Below are 15,825 nucleotides of genomic sequence, written 5' to 3' on the forward strand. Positions count from 1 at the left end.
ATCATTTACAAGATTGTTCGGGGTTCGCAACATCCTTTATTAAGCAGTTAACAGGGAGTGGCCAATGGCTGTACATGAAATGAACAACCCCGAGTTGATGCCGTCCACCGAGAAGGACAGAGATATCAACATCTGGGATTTCACCATGCTCTGGGCGGGCATGACCATCAACATGGGTGCCTTTACCATGGGTGCCCAGCTTTACCCGGGCCTGTCGCCCTGGACCATTATCGGTGCCATTCTGGCGGCCTACGCCATCGTGACCAGCATTCTGATCCTGGCCGGTGACATCGGCATTCGCTATGGCATTCCCTTTACCGTCTACATTCGTGGGTGCTTTGGCTACAAGGGCGCCAAGATCCCCGCCGCCTTCCGGGCCATTCCGGCCTGTTTCTGGTTCGGTTTCCAGACCTGGGTGGCGGCGGTAGCCATTGGCAAGGTGCTGGAAATGTGGGTGGGCTATACCAATACCACCATTCTTATCCTGATCTTCGGGGTACTGCAGGTGGTGAATGCCATTTACGGCATGAAGGCCATGGCCAAGTTCGACTGGGTCGCCATTCCGGCCCTGACCATTCTGATCGGTCTGGTGACCTTCTGGCTGCTGGAAACCAACAATGCCACCATCGGTGATGTGCTGGCTGCGCCTTCTCTGGACAACGGCTCTTTCGTATTTGCAGTGATGGCCATTGCCGGTATCTGGATCACCATGGGCCTGAACAGCCCGGATCTGACCCGCAAGCTGGAAGCTTCACGGGATCACAGCAGCAAGAACTTCTTCGTGCGCAACCGCAAGCCCTTTATCGCTCAGCTGGCCGGCCTGATCATCATTGGCTCCGGCATTCTGATGGTGGGCATGATCGGTGGCATTCTCACCGGCACCTGGGACCCCATTGAAATCGTGCTTAACTCCATGAGTTCACCCATAGTGCTGATCCTGAGCATGCTGACCATCGCCTTTGCCCAGTGGTCCACCAATACCGTGGCCAACCTGATGCCGTCGGCACTGATCCTGATGAACGTGTTCCCGCGCATGAGCTTTGCTCAGGGGGTGTCCATCTCCGGAATCATTGGCCTGCTGATGATGCCCTGGTTGTTTGCCGACAACCTGCTGTGGTTCAGTGTGGTCACCTCCGGCCTGCTGGGTCCGGTGGCGGGCATCATGCTGGCCGACTTCTACCTGCTGCGCCGTGGCCGCATTCGGGTTGAAGACTTCTATGACCCCAAGGGCCCCTTTGTTTACCAGAACAACTACAACCTGCGTGCCTTCCTGGTCTACGGCGTGTCCTTCGTGTGCAGCCTGATCTTTATGGACATGGCCTTCTTCGTGGGCCTGGTGATCAGTGTGGTGGGCTATACCCTGCTGATGAAGCCCATCGCCAAACCGGCCGAGCTGCCTGAGGTGGCCGCCGAATCCTGAGAATTTCATCGTTAATCGTGTGCTTTTGGCCCCGCTCTGCGGGGCCTTTTTTTTGTTGCTGGCAAAGGGTGAGCAGCAGGCCCGGCTGGCGCCGGGCCTGGAACTGAAGGGTAGTGGATTACTCGGCGCTTGCTTCTGTCAGCCGTTGCTGGCAAAAGCCGACAACAAGACGGGCGAGGCCGGGGTAGAAGGGACTGGCGGTGGGCTGCCGCTGGCAGCGGTGGCTGAAGGCGGGCAGCCAGTTGCACAGCTCTTCGCGCAGAAACTGGGTAAGGCCGGCCAGCGCGGTGGCCTGTGCCGGGCCGCTGAGCTCGGCGAGCTGGCGGTAGCCGCCGGCGAGATAGTCGAGCATCACCGCCAGATGATCGGCCGGCTCTTTAAAGTCGTCGGGCAGGGTCACGCCGGCGTTCGCCAGCCGCTGTGCCATGCGCTGGGCCGGCTCTGCCATAAAGCCGCCGCGCTCGGTGAGGTAACAGGAGGCATAGGGCGCGGCGCTGTGGCGGGCATCGCTTAAAAACAGGGTGGCGAAGTCCGCCGCCAGCTCCAGCCGGGGGTGTTCAAACAGGGCCAGGCCGGCAATGGCCGAGCGCAGGGCGTCGGCCTCGTCACTCAGGCCGTCTTCGGCCAGCCAGTCAAGCAGGGGAGCGGCGTCACCGGCCTGGTAGGCTTGCAGTGTGGCGTCGTCCAGCTCTTTGCTCATCAGGGTGGCCAGCCACTGGCACAGCAGGGCCTGCCGTTGCCAGTGTTCGTGGGTCAGTGGCAGGCCGGTGCCTGCCTGGTTTGCTTGTGTCATTAAATCTCCACCAGTTGCGGGCCGCCAAAGGAAGTGACTGCCGGCGCCTCGCCGGTAAATTTCTCGATCTCCACCAGGCAGGTGTTGGCACTGGGCGCCTGCGCCAGTTTGGAACTGCCCACGTCCAGCGTCAGGGTATTGGGGTCGCCGTAAGTGTCCAGCGCGCCTATGCTGGCGTCTACCGGGCCGTACCAGGCGCCTTCATGAATGCGCACCACGCCCGGCGGGAAGAGGTCCGAGACCCGGGCGCCGGCCAGCAGTTGGCCCCGGCCGTTGAATACCCGCACCAGATCGCCGTCGGCAATGCCGCGGGCGGCGGCGTCATCGGGGTTGATGTAAATGGGCTCCCGGCCTTGCACCGCATAGGTGGCGCGGTATTCATCCGACTCGCACATCTGGGAGTGCAGGCGCTGATCCGGGTGCACCGACTGCAGCCACAGCGGGTGCTTGTCGGAGCCCGGACCACCGTGGGAGCGCTCGGCCTTTTCCATCCACATGGGGTGAGACTTGCAGTCGTCGTAGCCGTAGCTGCCGATTTTGCGGCTGCTGATCTCGATAAAGCCCGAGGGGGTGCCCACGGCGTTCACTTCCGGGTCTTCTCGGAAATCGGCGTGACGCACCCAGTTTTCACCCTCACCAAAGTCCACGTAGCCGGCTTCCCAGAACTCGTCGAATTCGGGCATGGGATAGCTGTCCTTGTTGGCGTCTTTACATTCGTTGTAAAGCTGCTCCAGCCACTGGCGTTCGTCCTTGCCTTGAGTGTATTCCTCGTGGCGGCCATAGCGGCGGCACAGCTCGGTGAAAATGTCGAAGTCGCTGCGGGAATGAAACAGCGGATCCACCAGCTTGTGCATGGCCAGCAGGCCACGCTTGACGTAGGAGCCGTAAATGTCGATGTCGTTGCGTTCAAACTGGGTACAGGCCGGCAGTACCAGATCCGAGAACCGGCAGGTGGCGTTCCAGGAATAATCGATGGTGACCACGGTTTCCAGCTTGCGAAACGCCTGCTTCATGCGGTTGTGATCCTGGTGGTGATGCCAGGGGTTGCAGCCGCTGAACACGCACATTTTTACGTCGGGGAAGGTGACTTCGCCGCCGTTATACTGAATTTTGCCGCCCGGCTCCAGCAGGCAGTCGATCCAGCGGGCCACCGGAATAATGCGGCTGGCACCCTTGAAGTCGTTGTTGTCGTGCACCGGCTTCTTCCCCGGATCCAGGTTGCGGGGAAAGCCGCCCGGGGCGCTGGCACTGGTGCCGGGCACACCGATGGAGCTGTAGTGGTGGGCATAGCTGATGCCGCCGCCGGGCAGGCCGATCTGCCCCAGCATGGCCGCCACCACGGCACCGGCCCAGTAGGGCTGCTCGCCATGTTGCTGGCGCTGAATGGCCCAGCCAAACATCAGCTGGGTGCGCCCCGAGGCCAGCAGGCGGGCAAAGTCGCGAATGGCGTCGGCCTCAATGCCGCAGATGGCGGCGGCCCATTCCGGGGTTTTTTCCACCTTGTCTTCGGTCTTGCCCAGCACATAGTCCATAAAGGGCTCAAACCCGAGGGTATAAATGCCGAGGAATTTTTCGTCGTGCAGCTTTTCACTGTACAGGGTGTGAGCAATGGCCAGCATAAAGGCCACATCGGTCTGCGGATTGATGTACTGGTGCTCGCATTCCAGGTATTGCCGGGTTTTGGAGCGAACCGGATCCACGCAGATGACCTTGATCTCGCCCTTGGCGACTTTTTCCTTCAGTTGCGCAAGGTAGCCGTAGGACTGGTGGGTTTCGCAGTTCCAGCCCACCTGCAGGTTCTTGACCGGATCGTTGGCCCACAAAATCAGGGTGTTGGTGTTTTCCAGGATCAGCGGCCAGGAGGTGCCTTGGTCGTAGACTTCGGTGGAGCCCAGCACATAGGGCATAATCACCTGGCCGGCACCGGTGGAGTAGTCGCCCACCTTGCTGACAAAGTTGCCGTGCAGATTGACGCCCCGCTGCATGTGGCTGCCGCAGCTGTGAAACTGGCCGGTCTGGCGCCAGCCGGTGGCGCCGGCATACAGTGCCCAAGGGCCGTACTGGGTTTGCACCCGCTCCAGCTCTTCATGGAACAGGTCCAGGGCTTCATCCCAGGTGACCCGCACAAAGCGGTTGTCGCCGCGCTGGCTGGTGTCGCTGTTGTGGCGGTGCTTGAGCCAGTCGAGACGTACCATGGGATAGCGAATGCGCGACGGGTTGTAAATCAGCCCCTTGATGCCGTTGAGCATGTCGGTGGGGTGCTGATCCAGTTCAAAGGGTTTGACCTCGGTGACCACGCCGCCTTTTACCAGGGCCTTGAAGGCCCCCCAGTGGGAGCCGGCCATTTTCCAGCTGCCCTCGGCGGTGACTGCCGCCTCGGCGGTGCGCACCAGCAGACCGGGGCCTATCAGGGCCGCGGCAGAGCCCGCCGCCAGCCCCTGAAGAAAACGTCTTCTTGAAATTGCCATTGTGTTCTCTCCTTAATGCGCGCCGTCGGTGTAGTCGGACGAATGTTTCTGCAGGTACTTGAGCACCAGCGCCTGGGTGGCGGCATCCATGTTGGTAAAGCCCACCATACCGGAGAACATGCCCGGCCAGGTGTTGGCATCAAAATGCGCCTCTGCGGGCTGGGAGTGGCACACGCTGCAGGCGGTGCGGTAGGTATCCCGGGCATAGCTCCAGATGTCTTCCGCTTCCGGCAGCAGGGCACCTTGCTCGGCCCACAGCGCCACTTCCACCGGCTCCCAGGGCAGACCGGTCATGTCATCGACCTTGGCGTCACCCAGCAGTTTCACCAGGGTCTCGTCCTGAGCGAACTCCTTCTCCAGCACCAGGCTGGTGATGTTCATGCCAAAGTCTTCATACAACACTCGGCCAAAGCCCCGGGTCTTGCGCCATGCTGGCACCAGTAGTTTGACGCTGTCGCCGCTTTCTTCTAGCAGTTTCACCGGGCTGGCCGCTTCCAGCTCGCCGGCGGGCTGAGTGCGCTCTTCATCCAGGTACAGGGTGATGGCCTTGACGGTGTAATAGCTGTTGCCTTCATCCGGGCTCAGCCCCTGCGCGCGCTGCTCCAGCTGGTCGAGCGCCGGATCCTTGAAGGTCATCTGCTCGGGCAGGTGGTGAGCAATGCCTTTATGGCAGTCGATACAGCTCTGGTTGCGTTCGGCGGCGGGCTTCATAAAGCGGCGTGCCTCGTCGGACATCACTTCCCAGTTCATGCTGTTGTAGTCGTGGCAGTTGCGGCATTCCAGCGAGCCATTGGCGGAGAACCGCGCCCATTCGTGCTGGGCCAGCTCCAGGCGTTTTTCCAGGAACTTTTCTCGAGTGTCGATGGTGCCGAAGATCTTGCCCCAGACTTCCTTGCTGGCCTGCATCTTGCGGGCAATCTTGTCGGTCCAGTCATGAGGTACGTGGCAGTCGGGGCAGGTGGCGCGCACGCCGGAGCGGTTCGACCAGTGCACCGTGCCCTGCAGTTCCTCGTAGGGGTTGTTCTGCATTTCGTGACAACCGATACAGAACTGCTCGGTGTTGGTGGCTTCCAGGGCGGTGTTGAAGCCGCCCCAGAAGATGATACCGGCCACAAAGCTCACCAGAACCACGGCTCCCAGGCTGAGGTGAACCGGCGGACGCTTGAGCGTTTTCCAGAGTTTGCAAATAAGTGTTTTCATGGTGCTGCTCGCTTCACAAGGTGGAATTCAGAGAGAGAAGTGGGATCAACCGTGCCCGGGTGGCCCGAATACCAGCTGAAGCATCCACACGGCAAAGCCGTAACCGCCAACACAGATAATGCTGAGCAGAGGAAAAAGCACCAGGGTCATAAAGAGCAGCGACAACCACTCTCGCCCCTTGCTGGTTGCACCGTCGATAGGTTTATTTTTCATGGTGGGTACCTTGTTTCTTTTTGCAGGGACTCATTGGCAAGCCACAACCACTGCCAGGACAGTCTCGAGTATAGGCCTTGACGTTCAAGGTGTAGTTGATCCCCGTCAAACCCGCCAAGACCTTGAAAATCAGATGCTTGCTTTCCGACCAGCGAGGGCTGCTATTTTTAAAAAGTATATTGCACTGGGCTGGTGCCGATGCACACGGCTTTGTCCCATTTTGGTGAAATGGTTTTGTTTGAAACAGTTTTACGTTGTTTAAATACCGAGCAATCGTTCGCAATTATATGTTTTTAAAAGGCTTTTGAATTTTGGCGCGGTTAATGCAGAAAGAATTGTCAATCAGCCTGTTCATTATGGTCCGAGCCACCTTATGCACCAAAGACATGCAAGCTTGCCGCGTTCGTCTGCCGGTTACGGGCCGGCCCGGCAGTGGCCCGCACACCTCAGCCTGCAACTGGCCGAAGGCCCCACGCGCACGCAAGTAAAGGACATGGCGTTCAGCGGTCCGTTGCGCATTCAGCGTCCGTTTTACCCGGAAGGAAAGCTCTGCCACCTCTACCTGTTGCATCCGCCCGGTGGCCTGGTGTCGGGCGACCGCTTGAGCATAGAGATACAGGTCCAGGCTCACAGCCAGGGGCTGCTGACCACGCCTTCGGCGGGCAAGGTGTACCGGCAGGACAGCGCCGGTGTGGCCCAGGGACAACGGGTGCAGCTGCGGCTGGAAGAGGGCGCCGAGCTGGAATGGCTGCCCCAGGAAACCATCGTCTACCGGGGGGCCAACGCCGGGCTCGATTTGCATATCGAGCTGGCCGACAACGCCCGTTTTATCGGCTGGGAGCTGGTGTGCCTGGGCCGTCCCGCCGGCGAGCAGTGGTTTGATGCAGGCAGCCTCACTCAGCGGCTGCAACTGTGGCGGGCAGGGCGCCTGGTGCTGAACGAACGATTACACCTGAATGCCGTTGATGCGGTGCATCAAAGCCGGGCCGGCCTGCATGGCTCCTGTGTGTTCGGCACCCTGGTAGCGGCCGGCCCCGGGTTGAACGATGAACTGATAACAGCCCTGCGTGAGACGCTGGCCGCAGGCTTCAGCGTGACCGAGCGCCTGGGGGTGCTGCTGGTGCGTTACCTGGGTAACGACATGACCGCCTGCCGCGACGGCATGTGGCGAGCCTGGGAGCTTGTTCGCCCGGCCGTGCTGGGACGCCCGGCCTGTTTCCCCCGGATCTGGTTTACCTGAATCATTGTTACTGGAGTATGCACGATGGAGCTCAGCCCAAGAGAAAAAGACAAGCTGTTGCTGTTTACCGCCGCCCTGCTGGCCGAGCGCCGGCTGGCCCGGGGCCTGCGGCTTAACTACCCGGAAGCGGTGGCCTATCTGTCGGCGGCGGTGATGGAAGGGGCCCGGGACGGCCGCACCGTGGCCGAGTTGATGGGCAAGGGCCGCACCTGGCTTACCCGGGAGCAGGTGATGGACGGCGTGCCCGAGCTGGTGCACGAGGTACAGGTGGAAGCCACCTTTCCCGACGGCACCAAACTGGTGACATTGCATGATCCCATTCAGTAAGGAGACAACATGATCCCCGGAGAACTGCAACTGGCCGCCGGCGACATTGAGCTGAACGCCGGTCGCGAGCGGCGTGAGATCACCGTAGCCAATATCGGCGATCGGCCCATTCAGGTGGGCTCCCATTATCACTTTGCCGAGGTCAACCCGGCGCTGACCTTTGATAGGGCTGAGGCTCGCGGCTTTCGTCTCGATATTGCCGCCGGCACCGCGGTGCGTTTTGAGCCGGGCCAGCACCGCACCGTGACCCTGGTGGCCATGGGCGGTAAACGCCGAATCTTTGGATTTCGCGGCGATGTCATGGGCCCGCTTGAAGGAAAGCAGCCATGAGCAGGATCAGCCGCGCGGCCTATGCCGATATGTTTGGCCCCACCACCGGGGACAGAGTGCGCCTGGCCGACACCGAACTCTGGATAGCCGTGGAGCGGGATCTCACTCTCTACGGCGAGGAGGTCAAGTTCGGCGGTGGCAAGGTCATTCGTGACGGCATGGGCCAGAGCCAGGCGGTACGCGCCGACAGCGTGGATACCGTGATCACCAATGCCCTGATCGTGGATCACTGGGGCATCGTCAAGGCCGATGTGGCGCTCAAGGACGGCCGCATTCACGCCATCGGCAAGGCCGGCAACCCGGATATTCAGGACGGCATTACCATCAATGTGGGCCCGGGCACCGAAGTGATTGCCGGTGAAGGCCATATTCTCACCGCCGGCGGCGTGGACACCCATATTCATTACATCTGCCCCCAGCAGACGGAAGAAGCGCTGTGCTCGGGCATGACCACCATGATCGGCGGTGGCACCGGGCCGGCCACCGGCTCCAAGGCCACCACCTGCACCCCGGGCGAGTGGCACCTTGCCCGCATGTTGCAGGCCACCGATGGCCTGCCCATGAACTTCGGCTTTCTCGGCAAGGGCTGTGCCAGCCAGCCCGAGGCCCTGCGCGAGCAGCTGGAGGCGGGCGCCATGGGGCTTAAAATTCATGAAGACTGGGGCGCCACCCCGGCGGCCATCGACTGCTGTTTGTCGGTGGCGGAAGAATACGATGTGCAGATCGCCATTCATTCCGACACCCTTAACGAGTCGGGCTTTGTGGAAGATACGCTGGGGGCCTTCAAGGGGCGCACCATTCATACCTTTCACACCGAAGGGGCCGGTGGCGGCCATGCGCCCGACATTCTCACCGCCTGTAGTCTGCCCAACGTGCTGCCGTCGTCCACCAACCCGACCCGGCCCTACACGGTCAATACCGTGGACGAGCACCTCGACATGCTGATGGTGTGCCATCACCTGGATCCGGCCATTCCCGAAGACGTGGCCTTTGCCGACTCGCGCATTCGCAAGGAAACCATTGCCGCCGAAGACATTTTGCAGGATCTGGGGGTGATTTCGATGATGTCGTCCGACAGTCAGGCCATGGGCCGGGTGGGCGAGGTGGTGTGCCGCACCTGGCAGACCGCCCACAAAATGAAGGTGCAGCGCGGCCCACTGCCGCAAGAGCCCATTGCCGGTGCCGACAATTTTCGCGTGAAACGCTATATCGCCAAATACACCATCAACCCGGCCATTGCTCACGGTGTGGGTCATGAAGTGGGCTCGGTGGAAACCGGCAAGCTGGCGGATCTGGTGCTGTGGAGCCCGGCGTTCTTCGGCATCAAGCCCGCCTTAATCATCAAGGGCGGCACCATTGCTTACGCGCCCATGGGCGACGTCAATGGCTCCATTCCCACACCCCAGCCGGTGCACTACCGGCCCATGTACGGTGCCTTTGGCAATGCGGCCGCCGCCAGCAGCCTGACCTTTGTCAGTAAAGCTGCGCTGGCCCATGACTTGCCCGGCAAACTGGGCCTTCAGCGCCGGCTGGTGGCTTGCGAGCACACCCGCGATATCACCAAGGCGGACATGATCCACAACGGTGCCACGCCCAGCATAGAGGTGGACGCCCAGACCTACGAGGTTTACTGCGATGGCGAGCTGCTTACCTGCGAGCCGGCCACGGTACTACCCCTGGCCCAGCTGTATTCGCTGTTTTAGGAGCGTCATTCCCACGAAAGTGGGAATCCAGAACATGCTGCACTGTCCTGAAGCCCCTGCATTGTCTGCAGATCCGCACTGGACCCCCGCCTTCGCGGGGGTGACAGAAGATACTGCAGCCATTCCTGCGAAGGAACGTCATTCCGGCGAAGGCGGAAATCCAGGGCTGGCAGCAAGGTGAAGCAGGCAAGTGCGACCAGAATGACTGATATCCGGAGGAAACTGATGTTAAGAGTCACCCAGAACCTGGGTCAGGTGAATGAGTCGGCCGAGGACACCCTGACCCTGCCCTTTGAACTGCGCCAAAAGGGCCGGCTGCGCGCCGTGAGTGACGGCGGTACCGAGCTGGGCCTGTTTCTGGAGCGGGGCAAAGTGCTGATGGGCGGCGACAAGCTGGTAAGCGAGTGCGGCCGGGTGTTTGAAGTGCGCGCCGGGGTTGAGCCGGTGATCACCGCTCATGCTCCCGACTGGCCCAGCTTTGCCCGGGCCTGTTATCACCTGGGCAACCGCCACGTCACCCTGGAAATTGGCGAGCGCTGGCTGCGTTTTGCGCCGGATCATGTGCTGGAGCACCTGGCCGAGCACCTGGGCCTGCGTCTTGAGCACGAACAGACGCCGTTCAACCCCGAGTCCGGCGCCTACCACGGCCATGCCCATGAGCACTGACGGCGAACTGCTGGGGCTGTTGCAGCTGGCCAGCCCATCCTTGCCCATTGGCGGCTTTGCCTGGTCCGCCGGGCTGGAGTCGGCCATTGAGCTGGGCTGGGTCAGCAACGAAGCCCAGCTTAACGACTGGCTGGTGACCACGCTGCAGGGCCTGGCGCACCTCGATCTGCCGGTGTTACTGCGTTCCTGTCAGGCTCTGGCGGCCGGCCAGCACGAGACGCTGAACTACTGGAGTGATTTTATTCGTGCCAGCCGGGAAACCCGCGAGCTGTTGTTTGAAGACGAGCAGCAAGCCCTGGCGCTGGTGCGTCTGCTGAAAGGGCAGGGGATTGAGGTGGCCATGCTGCCCGCGCCGCCGGCATTGATGAGCGTATGGGCGCTGGCCGCTCGTGAGTGGGGCCTTGGTGCAAACACCGCTGCCCTCGGCTTTGCCTGGAGCTGGCTGGAAAACCAGCTGGCGGTGGCCGCCAAAACCCTGCCCCTGGGGCAGACCTCGGTGCAGCGGTTGCTGCTGGCGCTGAAGCCCGAGCTGATTTACGCACTGAAGCTGGCCGCCACCCTTGACGATGACCAGCTGGGACTGGGCCTGCCCGGTCAGGTACAGGCCAGCGCCCTGCATGAAACCCAATATTCCCGTTTATTCCGGAGCTGAAAATATGAGTACACAATGTTTGCGCGTTGGCGTGGGTGGGCCGGTAGGCTCAGGCAAGACGGCGCTGTTGCGCCAGCTGTGTGCGGCCCTGCGCCAGCACTACAGTCTGGCGGTGGTCACCAACGACATTTACACCAAGGAGGATGCCGAGTTTCTGCTGCGCCATCAGGCCCTGGAAGAAGACCGCATTCTGGGCGTGGAAACCGGCGGTTGTCCGCACACCGCCATTCGGGAAGACGCCTCCATGAACCTGGCGGCCATCGATACCCTGCAGCAGCGCCATCCCGGGCTTGAGCTGGTGCTGGTGGAAAGTGGCGGCGACAACCTGTCGGCCACCTTCAGCCCGGAGCTGTCGGATCTCACCCTTTACGTGATCGATGTGTGCGCCGGCGACAAGATCCCTCGCAAGGGTGGCCCCGGTATTACCAAGTCGGATCTGCTGATCATCAACAAGACCGATCTGGCTCCCATGGTCAACGCTTCACTGGAGGTGATGGACAGAGACGCCAGACGTATGCGCGGCGAGCGGCCCTTTGTGTTTACCAACCTGATGCGCGGCGACGGCCTGCTCGACATTATTCGCTTTATTGAAAAAGAAGGCATGCTGCGCCCGCTGCCCGACGACTTTGCCATTAACGGAGAACAAGTATGAACAAAACCCTGACTGCCCTGCTGGCACTGGCCCCGGTTGCCGCCTTTGCTCACCCCGGCCACGGCGAAAACGGGCTCGCCGCCGGTCTGCTGCACCCGCTGATGGGGGGCGATCACCTGCTCGCCATGCTTGCGGTAGGCATGCTGGCCATGGCCGGCAAGACGCAAGCGGGCTGGCGTCTGCCCCTGGCCTTTGTGGCCGCCATGGTTACCGGCGCCATGGCAGGCATGGCGGGCGTTGATTTGCCGGCGGTGGAGCCGATGATCCTGGCGTCATTGGTGGTATTGGGCGGGCTGCTGGCGGTGAACATGGCCGGCGCGGGCCTGGGTCTGGTGCTGCTGTGCGCCCTGTTCGGGCTGTTTCATGGCAACGCCCACGGCCTGGAAGCGCCGGCGTCCGGCTCGGCCATGATCTTTATGGTGGGCATGATGCTGGCCACCGGCCTGTTGCATGCCGCCGGCTGGCTCGCCGCCCGCTACCTGCACGAGGCCCTGCTCAGAGTATTTGGCCTTGCCGTGGCCGGTGCGGGTTTGCTGGCGGCAATGTAATAACGAGAGGGTTCTTTTGAAGTTATTCCGGCCATTGAGCCGGAATCCCGGGCCGAATGCACGGTGCCAACAGTAAAAAGGTGCCGGGTCAGGCCCGGCATGACACCGGCTTTCTCGTTAAATGCTGACATCTCGGTCAATCAACCCGCTGTGCGTTGCCAAAAGTGCCAATTGAGCCGATAATTTCGGTTTAAACCATCATTTCAGGGTTATTTCCCCCATGCTTGAACAGTATTTTCGGCTCAAAGAGCTCAACACCAATGTCCGCCAGGAAGTGCTGGCGGGCATTACCACCTTTCTTACCATGGCCTACATTATCTTCGTGAATCCGGCGATTTTGTCGGAAGCGGGCATGGATTATGGCGCCGTGTTCGTGGCCACCTGTCTGGCGGCGGCGGTGGGCTGTTTTATCATGGGCCTGGCGGCCAACTACCCCATTGCGCTGGCCCCGGGCATGGGCCTTAACGCCTTCTTCACCTATACCGTGGTGCTCACCGAAGGCTACAGCTGGCAAAGCGCATTGGGGGCCGTGTTCTTCTCCGGCTGTATTTTTGTGCTGCTCAGTCTGTTCAAGGTGCGGGAGTGGATCATTAACGCCATTCCGAAGCCGCTCAAGCTGGGCATTGCCGCCGGCATCGGTTTGTTTCTGGCACTGGTGGGCCTGAAAAGCGCCGGCATTATCGTCGATAACCCGGCCACCCTGGTGGGCCTGGGCGATATTACCGGTCTGCAGGCAGGCCTGGCGGTACTGGGCTTTTTCCTGATCATCGGCATGGCGGCCAGGGGCATGCGCGGTGCGGTAATGATCGGCATTCTGGTGATCACCGGCCTGGGGCTGGCCTTTGGCGATGTGGAATATCAGGGCATTGTCTCGGTGCCGCCGTCCATTATGCCCACCTTTATGCAGCTCGACATTGCCGGCGCCTTTAACGTGGGCATGTTGTCGGTGATCTTTGCCTTTTTGTTTGTCGACCTGTTCGACACTTCCGGCACCCTGATTGCCGTGGCCCAGCGGGCGAAACTGCTGGATGAGCAGGGCCGGCTGCCGCGCCTGAGCCGGGCTCTGCTGGCGGACAGTACCGCCTCCATTGCCGGCTCGGTACTGGGTACCTCTACCACTACTTCCTACGTGGAAAGCACCGCCGGTGTGGCCGTGGGTGGGCGCAGTGGCCTCACCGCCGTGGTGACCGGCCTGATGTTTATTGCTGCCCTGCTGTTCTCGCCGCTGGCGGGCATGGTGCCGGCCTATGCCACCGCCGGCGCCCTGGTATATGTGGCGGTGCTGATGCTGGCCCAGCTTGCCCACCTGCATTGGGACGATATTACCGAAGCCGTGCCCGCCGTGGTGGTGCTGGTGATGATGCCGTTCACCTTCTCCATCGCCAACGGCATTGCCTTTGGCTTTATCAGCTTTGTGGGCGTCAAGGTGCTGGCCGGCCGCGCCAGTGAAGTGAGCCCCGTGGTCTGGGCCCTGGCGGTGCTGTTTGCGCTGAAGTTTGCGTTTGGGGTGTAACCACTGAGCACTGGTATGATGCCGGCCTTTGCGCCGGCATTTTTTGGCCTGAAGTAACGCCAAGAGGTTTTTTCAGACCCAGCGTGCTGGTCAAGGATTCAGTCTCTGTCGCGAGAGCTTGAGGGTTCGATCTGAACAGAGTGTCTGCCTGATTCTGCTTAATAAAAAGCCCCGCCATGGCGGGGCTTTTTACTGCAACAGGCTGAGGTTAAAAGTCGGCGTTGCGCGGGGTGCGGGGGAAGGGGATAACGTCACGTACGTTGCCCATGCCGGTCACGTAGGCCACCAGGCGCTCAAAGCCCAGACCAAAGCCGGCGTGGGGCACGGTGCCGTAGCGGCGCAGATCCCGGTACCAGCCATAGTCTTCCTTGTTCAGGCCCATCTCTTCCAGGCGGGCGTCCAGCACTTCCAGCACTTCTTCCCGCTGGGAACCACCGATGATCTCGCCAATGCCGGGGGCCAGTACGTCCATGGCCGCCACGGTTTTGCCGTCGGCGTTCAGCTTCATGTAGAAGGCCTTGATGTCTTTCGGGTAGTTCTTTACCACCACCGGGGCCTTGAAGTGCTCTTCGGCCAGGTAGCGCTCGTGCTCGGACGACAGATCCACACCCCATTCCACCGGGAACTCGAACTTTTTGCCCGACTGCTTCAGGATCTCCACCGCGTCGGTGTAATCCACCTGGGCAAAGTCCTTTTCCACAAACTGCTGCAGCCGGGTAATGGCGTCTTTGTCCACGCGCTGGGCAAAGAAGGTCATGTCGTCCATGCGCTCTTCCAGTACTGCCCTGAACACGTATTTCAGCATCTCTTCGGCCAGGCGGGCAGCGTCATCCAGATCGGCAAAGGCCAGCTCCGGCTCCACCATCCAGAACTCGGCCAGGTGGCGGCTGGTGTTGGAGTTTTCGGCGCGGAAGGTAGGGCCAAAGGTATATACCTTGCTCAGGGCGCAGGCATAGGTTTCGGCGTTAAGCTGGCCGGACACGGTGAGGAAGGCTTCCTTGCCGAAGAAGTCTTCGCCAAAGTCGATGTCGTTCTTGTCGGTGCGGGGCAGGTTTTCGAGATCCAGTGTGGATACCCGGAACATTTCACCGGCGCCTTCGCAATCGGACGCGGTCACGATGGGGGTGGCCACCCACATGTAGCCGTTTTCATGAAAGAAGCGGTGCAGCGCCTGAGACAGACAGTTGCGAACCCGGGCCACGGCGCCAATCAGGTTGGTGCGCGGGCGCAGGTGAGCGTATTCGCGCAGATATTCAATGGAATGGCGCTTGGCGGCCATGGGGTAGGTGTCGGGGTCGTCTACCCAGCCCACTACCTTTACCTCGGTGGCCTGCAGCTCAAAGTCCTGGCCCTGACCCTGAGACTCGGCCACGGTGCCGGTCACTTCCACCGAGCAGCCGGTGGTTAAACGCACCACTTCAGACTGATAATTCGCCACGCTATTGGGCACCACGGCCTGCACCGGATTGAAGCAGCTGCCATCGTGAATGGCCAAAAACGAAATTCCCGCCTTGGAGTCACGGCGAGTGCGAATCCACCCCTTTACGGTAAGGGGGGTGCCAACGGCATATTTGCCGGCCAGCACATCAGTTACGGATGCGTGGGTCATGTAAATCGCTCTCCAGCTTTGAACTAAATCGGCCCCTGGCCGATACACTATACATAAGGGAGCTAATGTTACCCGTGTGGTTTCAGGACTCAAGCAAAAGATGGGGAGGGGCCATGGCAAAGCAGCGTAAAGACCGGCTTGGCGCCTGGCTTGCGGCCCTCACCGGCGGTGGCTGGACGCTCTATATTCTGCTGTTGATCCTGTTTCACTACGGCCGGCCCGAGCAGCAATACGGCTATTTGCGCTACCTTGAGGTGGAAGTGCGCACCGGCTGGCTCACTCTGCCTACGCTCTGGTTTCACCTTGGCATCTGGGGCGCGCTGGGTCTGGCGGTGACCACCTTTACCCTGGTGCACCTCAAGGGCCGGCGCCACAGCCAGTATCTCAAGGCCTATCTGGTGATGCTGGCGGTCGCGGCCTCTCTTACCCTGTTGTTGTTTTACTTTTATCCCGCCTAGACTGAAAAGTTGACCATACTTGTTGCTAATGAC

16 protein-coding genes are annotated in these 15,825 nt (G+C 60.9%); 11 read left to right on the forward strand and 5 right to left on the reverse strand.

What is annotated here, in order from left to right; translation table 11 throughout:
- Positions 1-64: 64 nt before the first annotated feature.
- Positions 65-1,420 carry a cytosine permease gene (locus Q9290_RS01855; protein ID WP_306077927.1) on the forward strand — a complete coding sequence of 452 codons (1,356 nt, stop codon included), beginning with the start codon at positions 65-67 and terminating at the stop codon, positions 1,418-1,420.
- Positions 1,421-1,538: 118 nt separating this feature from the next.
- Here Q9290_RS01855 and torD read toward each other — a convergent pair whose 3' ends face one another.
- Genes torD through Q9290_RS01875 form a run of 4 tightly spaced genes read right to left on the reverse strand, consistent with a single transcriptional unit; the run spans position 1,539 to position 6,094 of the window.
- Positions 1,539-2,213, reverse strand: a complete 675-nt coding sequence (gene torD, locus Q9290_RS01860) for a molecular chaperone TorD (protein WP_306077928.1) — start codon at positions 2,211-2,213, stop codon at positions 1,539-1,541.
- A complete protein-coding gene (torA, locus tag Q9290_RS01865; protein ID WP_306077929.1) occupies positions 2,213-4,681 on the reverse strand; it encodes a trimethylamine-N-oxide reductase TorA in 2,469 nt (822 codons plus the stop codon). The genes torD and torA overlap by 1 nt, the downstream gene beginning before the upstream one ends.
- Before the next feature lie 12 nt (positions 4,682-4,693).
- Positions 4,694-5,881 (reverse strand): pentaheme c-type cytochrome TorC, encoded by a 1,188-nt coding sequence (torC, locus tag Q9290_RS01870; protein ID WP_306077930.1) that lies wholly within the window; start codon positions 5,879-5,881, stop codon positions 4,694-4,696.
- Between the two features lie 45 nt (positions 5,882-5,926).
- Positions 5,927-6,094: a periplasmic nitrate reductase, NapE protein gene (locus Q9290_RS01875; protein ID WP_306077931.1), complete on the reverse strand. Its 168-nt coding sequence runs from the start codon at positions 6,092-6,094 to the stop codon at positions 5,927-5,929.
- A 394-nt stretch (positions 6,095-6,488) separates the two neighbouring features.
- Between Q9290_RS01875 and Q9290_RS01880 the strand changes: the two genes are divergently transcribed.
- The 9 genes from Q9290_RS01880 to Q9290_RS01920 all read left to right on the forward strand — a co-directional run bounded on the left by Q9290_RS01880 (position 6,489) and on the right by Q9290_RS01920 (position 13,725).
- Positions 6,489-7,334 (forward strand): urease accessory protein UreD, encoded by an 846-nt coding sequence (locus Q9290_RS01880; protein ID WP_306077932.1) that lies wholly within the window; start codon positions 6,489-6,491, stop codon positions 7,332-7,334.
- Positions 7,335-7,358: 24 nt separating this feature from the next.
- Positions 7,359-7,661 (forward strand): urease subunit gamma, encoded by a 303-nt coding sequence (locus Q9290_RS01885; protein ID WP_306077933.1) that lies wholly within the window; start codon positions 7,359-7,361, stop codon positions 7,659-7,661.
- Between the two features lie 9 nt (positions 7,662-7,670).
- A complete protein-coding gene (locus Q9290_RS01890) occupies positions 7,671-7,991 on the forward strand; it encodes an urease subunit beta (RefSeq protein ID WP_306077934.1) in 321 nt (106 codons plus the stop codon).
- Positions 7,988-9,694, forward strand: coding sequence for an urease subunit alpha (gene ureC, locus Q9290_RS01895; RefSeq protein ID WP_306077935.1), 1,707 nt, complete (start codon positions 7,988-7,990; stop codon positions 9,692-9,694). The genes Q9290_RS01890 and ureC overlap by 4 nt, the downstream gene beginning before the upstream one ends.
- Before the next feature lie 225 nt (positions 9,695-9,919).
- On the forward strand, positions 9,920-10,360 hold the full coding sequence (gene ureE / locus Q9290_RS01900; protein WP_306077936.1) for an urease accessory protein UreE: 441 nt from the start codon (positions 9,920-9,922) through the stop codon (positions 10,358-10,360).
- A complete protein-coding gene (locus tag Q9290_RS01905) occupies positions 10,350-11,012 on the forward strand; it encodes an urease accessory protein UreF (protein WP_306077937.1) in 663 nt (220 codons plus the stop codon). Before ureE ends, Q9290_RS01905 begins: the two co-directional genes overlap by 11 nt.
- Positions 11,013-11,016: 4 nt before the next feature.
- The gene (gene ureG / locus Q9290_RS01910; RefSeq protein ID WP_306077938.1) at positions 11,017-11,664 is read left to right on the forward strand and encodes an urease accessory protein UreG; all 648 of its coding nucleotides are present in this window, start codon (positions 11,017-11,019) and stop codon (positions 11,662-11,664) included.
- Entirely contained in the window at positions 11,661-12,212 is a 552-nt protein-coding gene (locus Q9290_RS01915) for a HupE/UreJ family protein (RefSeq protein ID WP_306077939.1), read from the forward strand. The genes ureG and Q9290_RS01915 overlap by 4 nt, the downstream gene beginning before the upstream one ends.
- A 220-nt stretch (positions 12,213-12,432) precedes the next feature.
- Complete coding sequence (locus Q9290_RS01920; protein ID WP_306077940.1) at positions 12,433-13,725, forward strand: NCS2 family permease; 1,293 nt, start codon at positions 12,433-12,435, stop codon at positions 13,723-13,725.
- A 208-nt stretch (positions 13,726-13,933) separates the two neighbouring features.
- On the opposite strand, the gene asnS is transcribed toward Q9290_RS01920, so the two are convergent.
- Positions 13,934-15,334, reverse strand: a complete 1,401-nt coding sequence (gene asnS, locus Q9290_RS01925; RefSeq protein WP_306077941.1) for an asparagine--tRNA ligase — start codon at positions 15,332-15,334, stop codon at positions 13,934-13,936.
- 113 nt (positions 15,335-15,447) lie between these two features.
- Here asnS and Q9290_RS01930 point away from each other — a divergent pair, with 113 nt between their 5' ends.
- Positions 15,448-15,792 carry a hypothetical protein gene (locus Q9290_RS01930; protein WP_306077942.1) on the forward strand — a complete coding sequence of 115 codons (345 nt, stop codon included), beginning with the start codon at positions 15,448-15,450 and terminating at the stop codon, positions 15,790-15,792.
- Positions 15,793-15,825 lie beyond the last annotated feature (33 nt).

Origin of the sequence: Oceanimonas aquatica, from assembly GCF_030732065.1 — a bacterium.
Lineage (GTDB): Bacteria > Pseudomonadota > Gammaproteobacteria > Enterobacterales > Aeromonadaceae > Oceanimonas.

What these genes read in the sequence shown, in the direction of transcription:
- Q9290_RS01855 (WP_306077927.1), top strand. Translation starts at nt 65, where the DNA reads ATGGCTGTACATGAAATGAACAACCCCGAGTTGATGCCGTCCACCGAG.
- torD (WP_306077928.1), bottom strand. Translation starts at nt 2,213, where the DNA reads ATGACACAAGCAAACCAGGCAGGCACCGGCCTGCCACTGACCCACGAA.
- torA (WP_306077929.1), bottom strand. Translation starts at nt 4,681, where the DNA reads ATGGCAATTTCAAGAAGACGTTTTCTTCAGGGGCTGGCGGCGGGCTCT.
- torC (WP_306077930.1), bottom strand. Translation starts at nt 5,881, where the DNA reads ATGAAAACACTTATTTGCAAACTCTGGAAAACGCTCAAGCGTCCGCCG.
- Q9290_RS01875 (WP_306077931.1), bottom strand. Translation starts at nt 6,094, where the DNA reads ATGAAAAATAAACCTATCGACGGTGCAACCAGCAAGGGGCGAGAGTGG.
- Q9290_RS01885 (WP_306077933.1), top strand. Translation starts at nt 7,359, where the DNA reads ATGGAGCTCAGCCCAAGAGAAAAAGACAAGCTGTTGCTGTTTACCGCC.
- Q9290_RS01890 (WP_306077934.1), top strand. Translation starts at nt 7,671, where the DNA reads ATGATCCCCGGAGAACTGCAACTGGCCGCCGGCGACATTGAGCTGAAC.
- ureC (WP_306077935.1), top strand. Translation starts at nt 7,988, where the DNA reads ATGAGCAGGATCAGCCGCGCGGCCTATGCCGATATGTTTGGCCCCACC.
- ureE (WP_306077936.1), top strand. Translation starts at nt 9,920, where the DNA reads ATGTTAAGAGTCACCCAGAACCTGGGTCAGGTGAATGAGTCGGCCGAG.
- Q9290_RS01905 (WP_306077937.1), top strand. Translation starts at nt 10,350, where the DNA reads ATGAGCACTGACGGCGAACTGCTGGGGCTGTTGCAGCTGGCCAGCCCA.
- ureG (WP_306077938.1), top strand. Translation starts at nt 11,017, where the DNA reads ATGAGTACACAATGTTTGCGCGTTGGCGTGGGTGGGCCGGTAGGCTCA.
- Q9290_RS01915 (WP_306077939.1), top strand. Translation starts at nt 11,661, where the DNA reads ATGAACAAAACCCTGACTGCCCTGCTGGCACTGGCCCCGGTTGCCGCC.
- Q9290_RS01920 (WP_306077940.1), top strand. Translation starts at nt 12,433, where the DNA reads ATGCTTGAACAGTATTTTCGGCTCAAAGAGCTCAACACCAATGTCCGC.
- asnS (WP_306077941.1), bottom strand. Translation starts at nt 15,334, where the DNA reads ATGACCCACGCATCCGTAACTGATGTGCTGGCCGGCAAATATGCCGTT.
- Q9290_RS01930 (WP_306077942.1), top strand. Translation starts at nt 15,448, where the DNA reads ATGGCAAAGCAGCGTAAAGACCGGCTTGGCGCCTGGCTTGCGGCCCTC.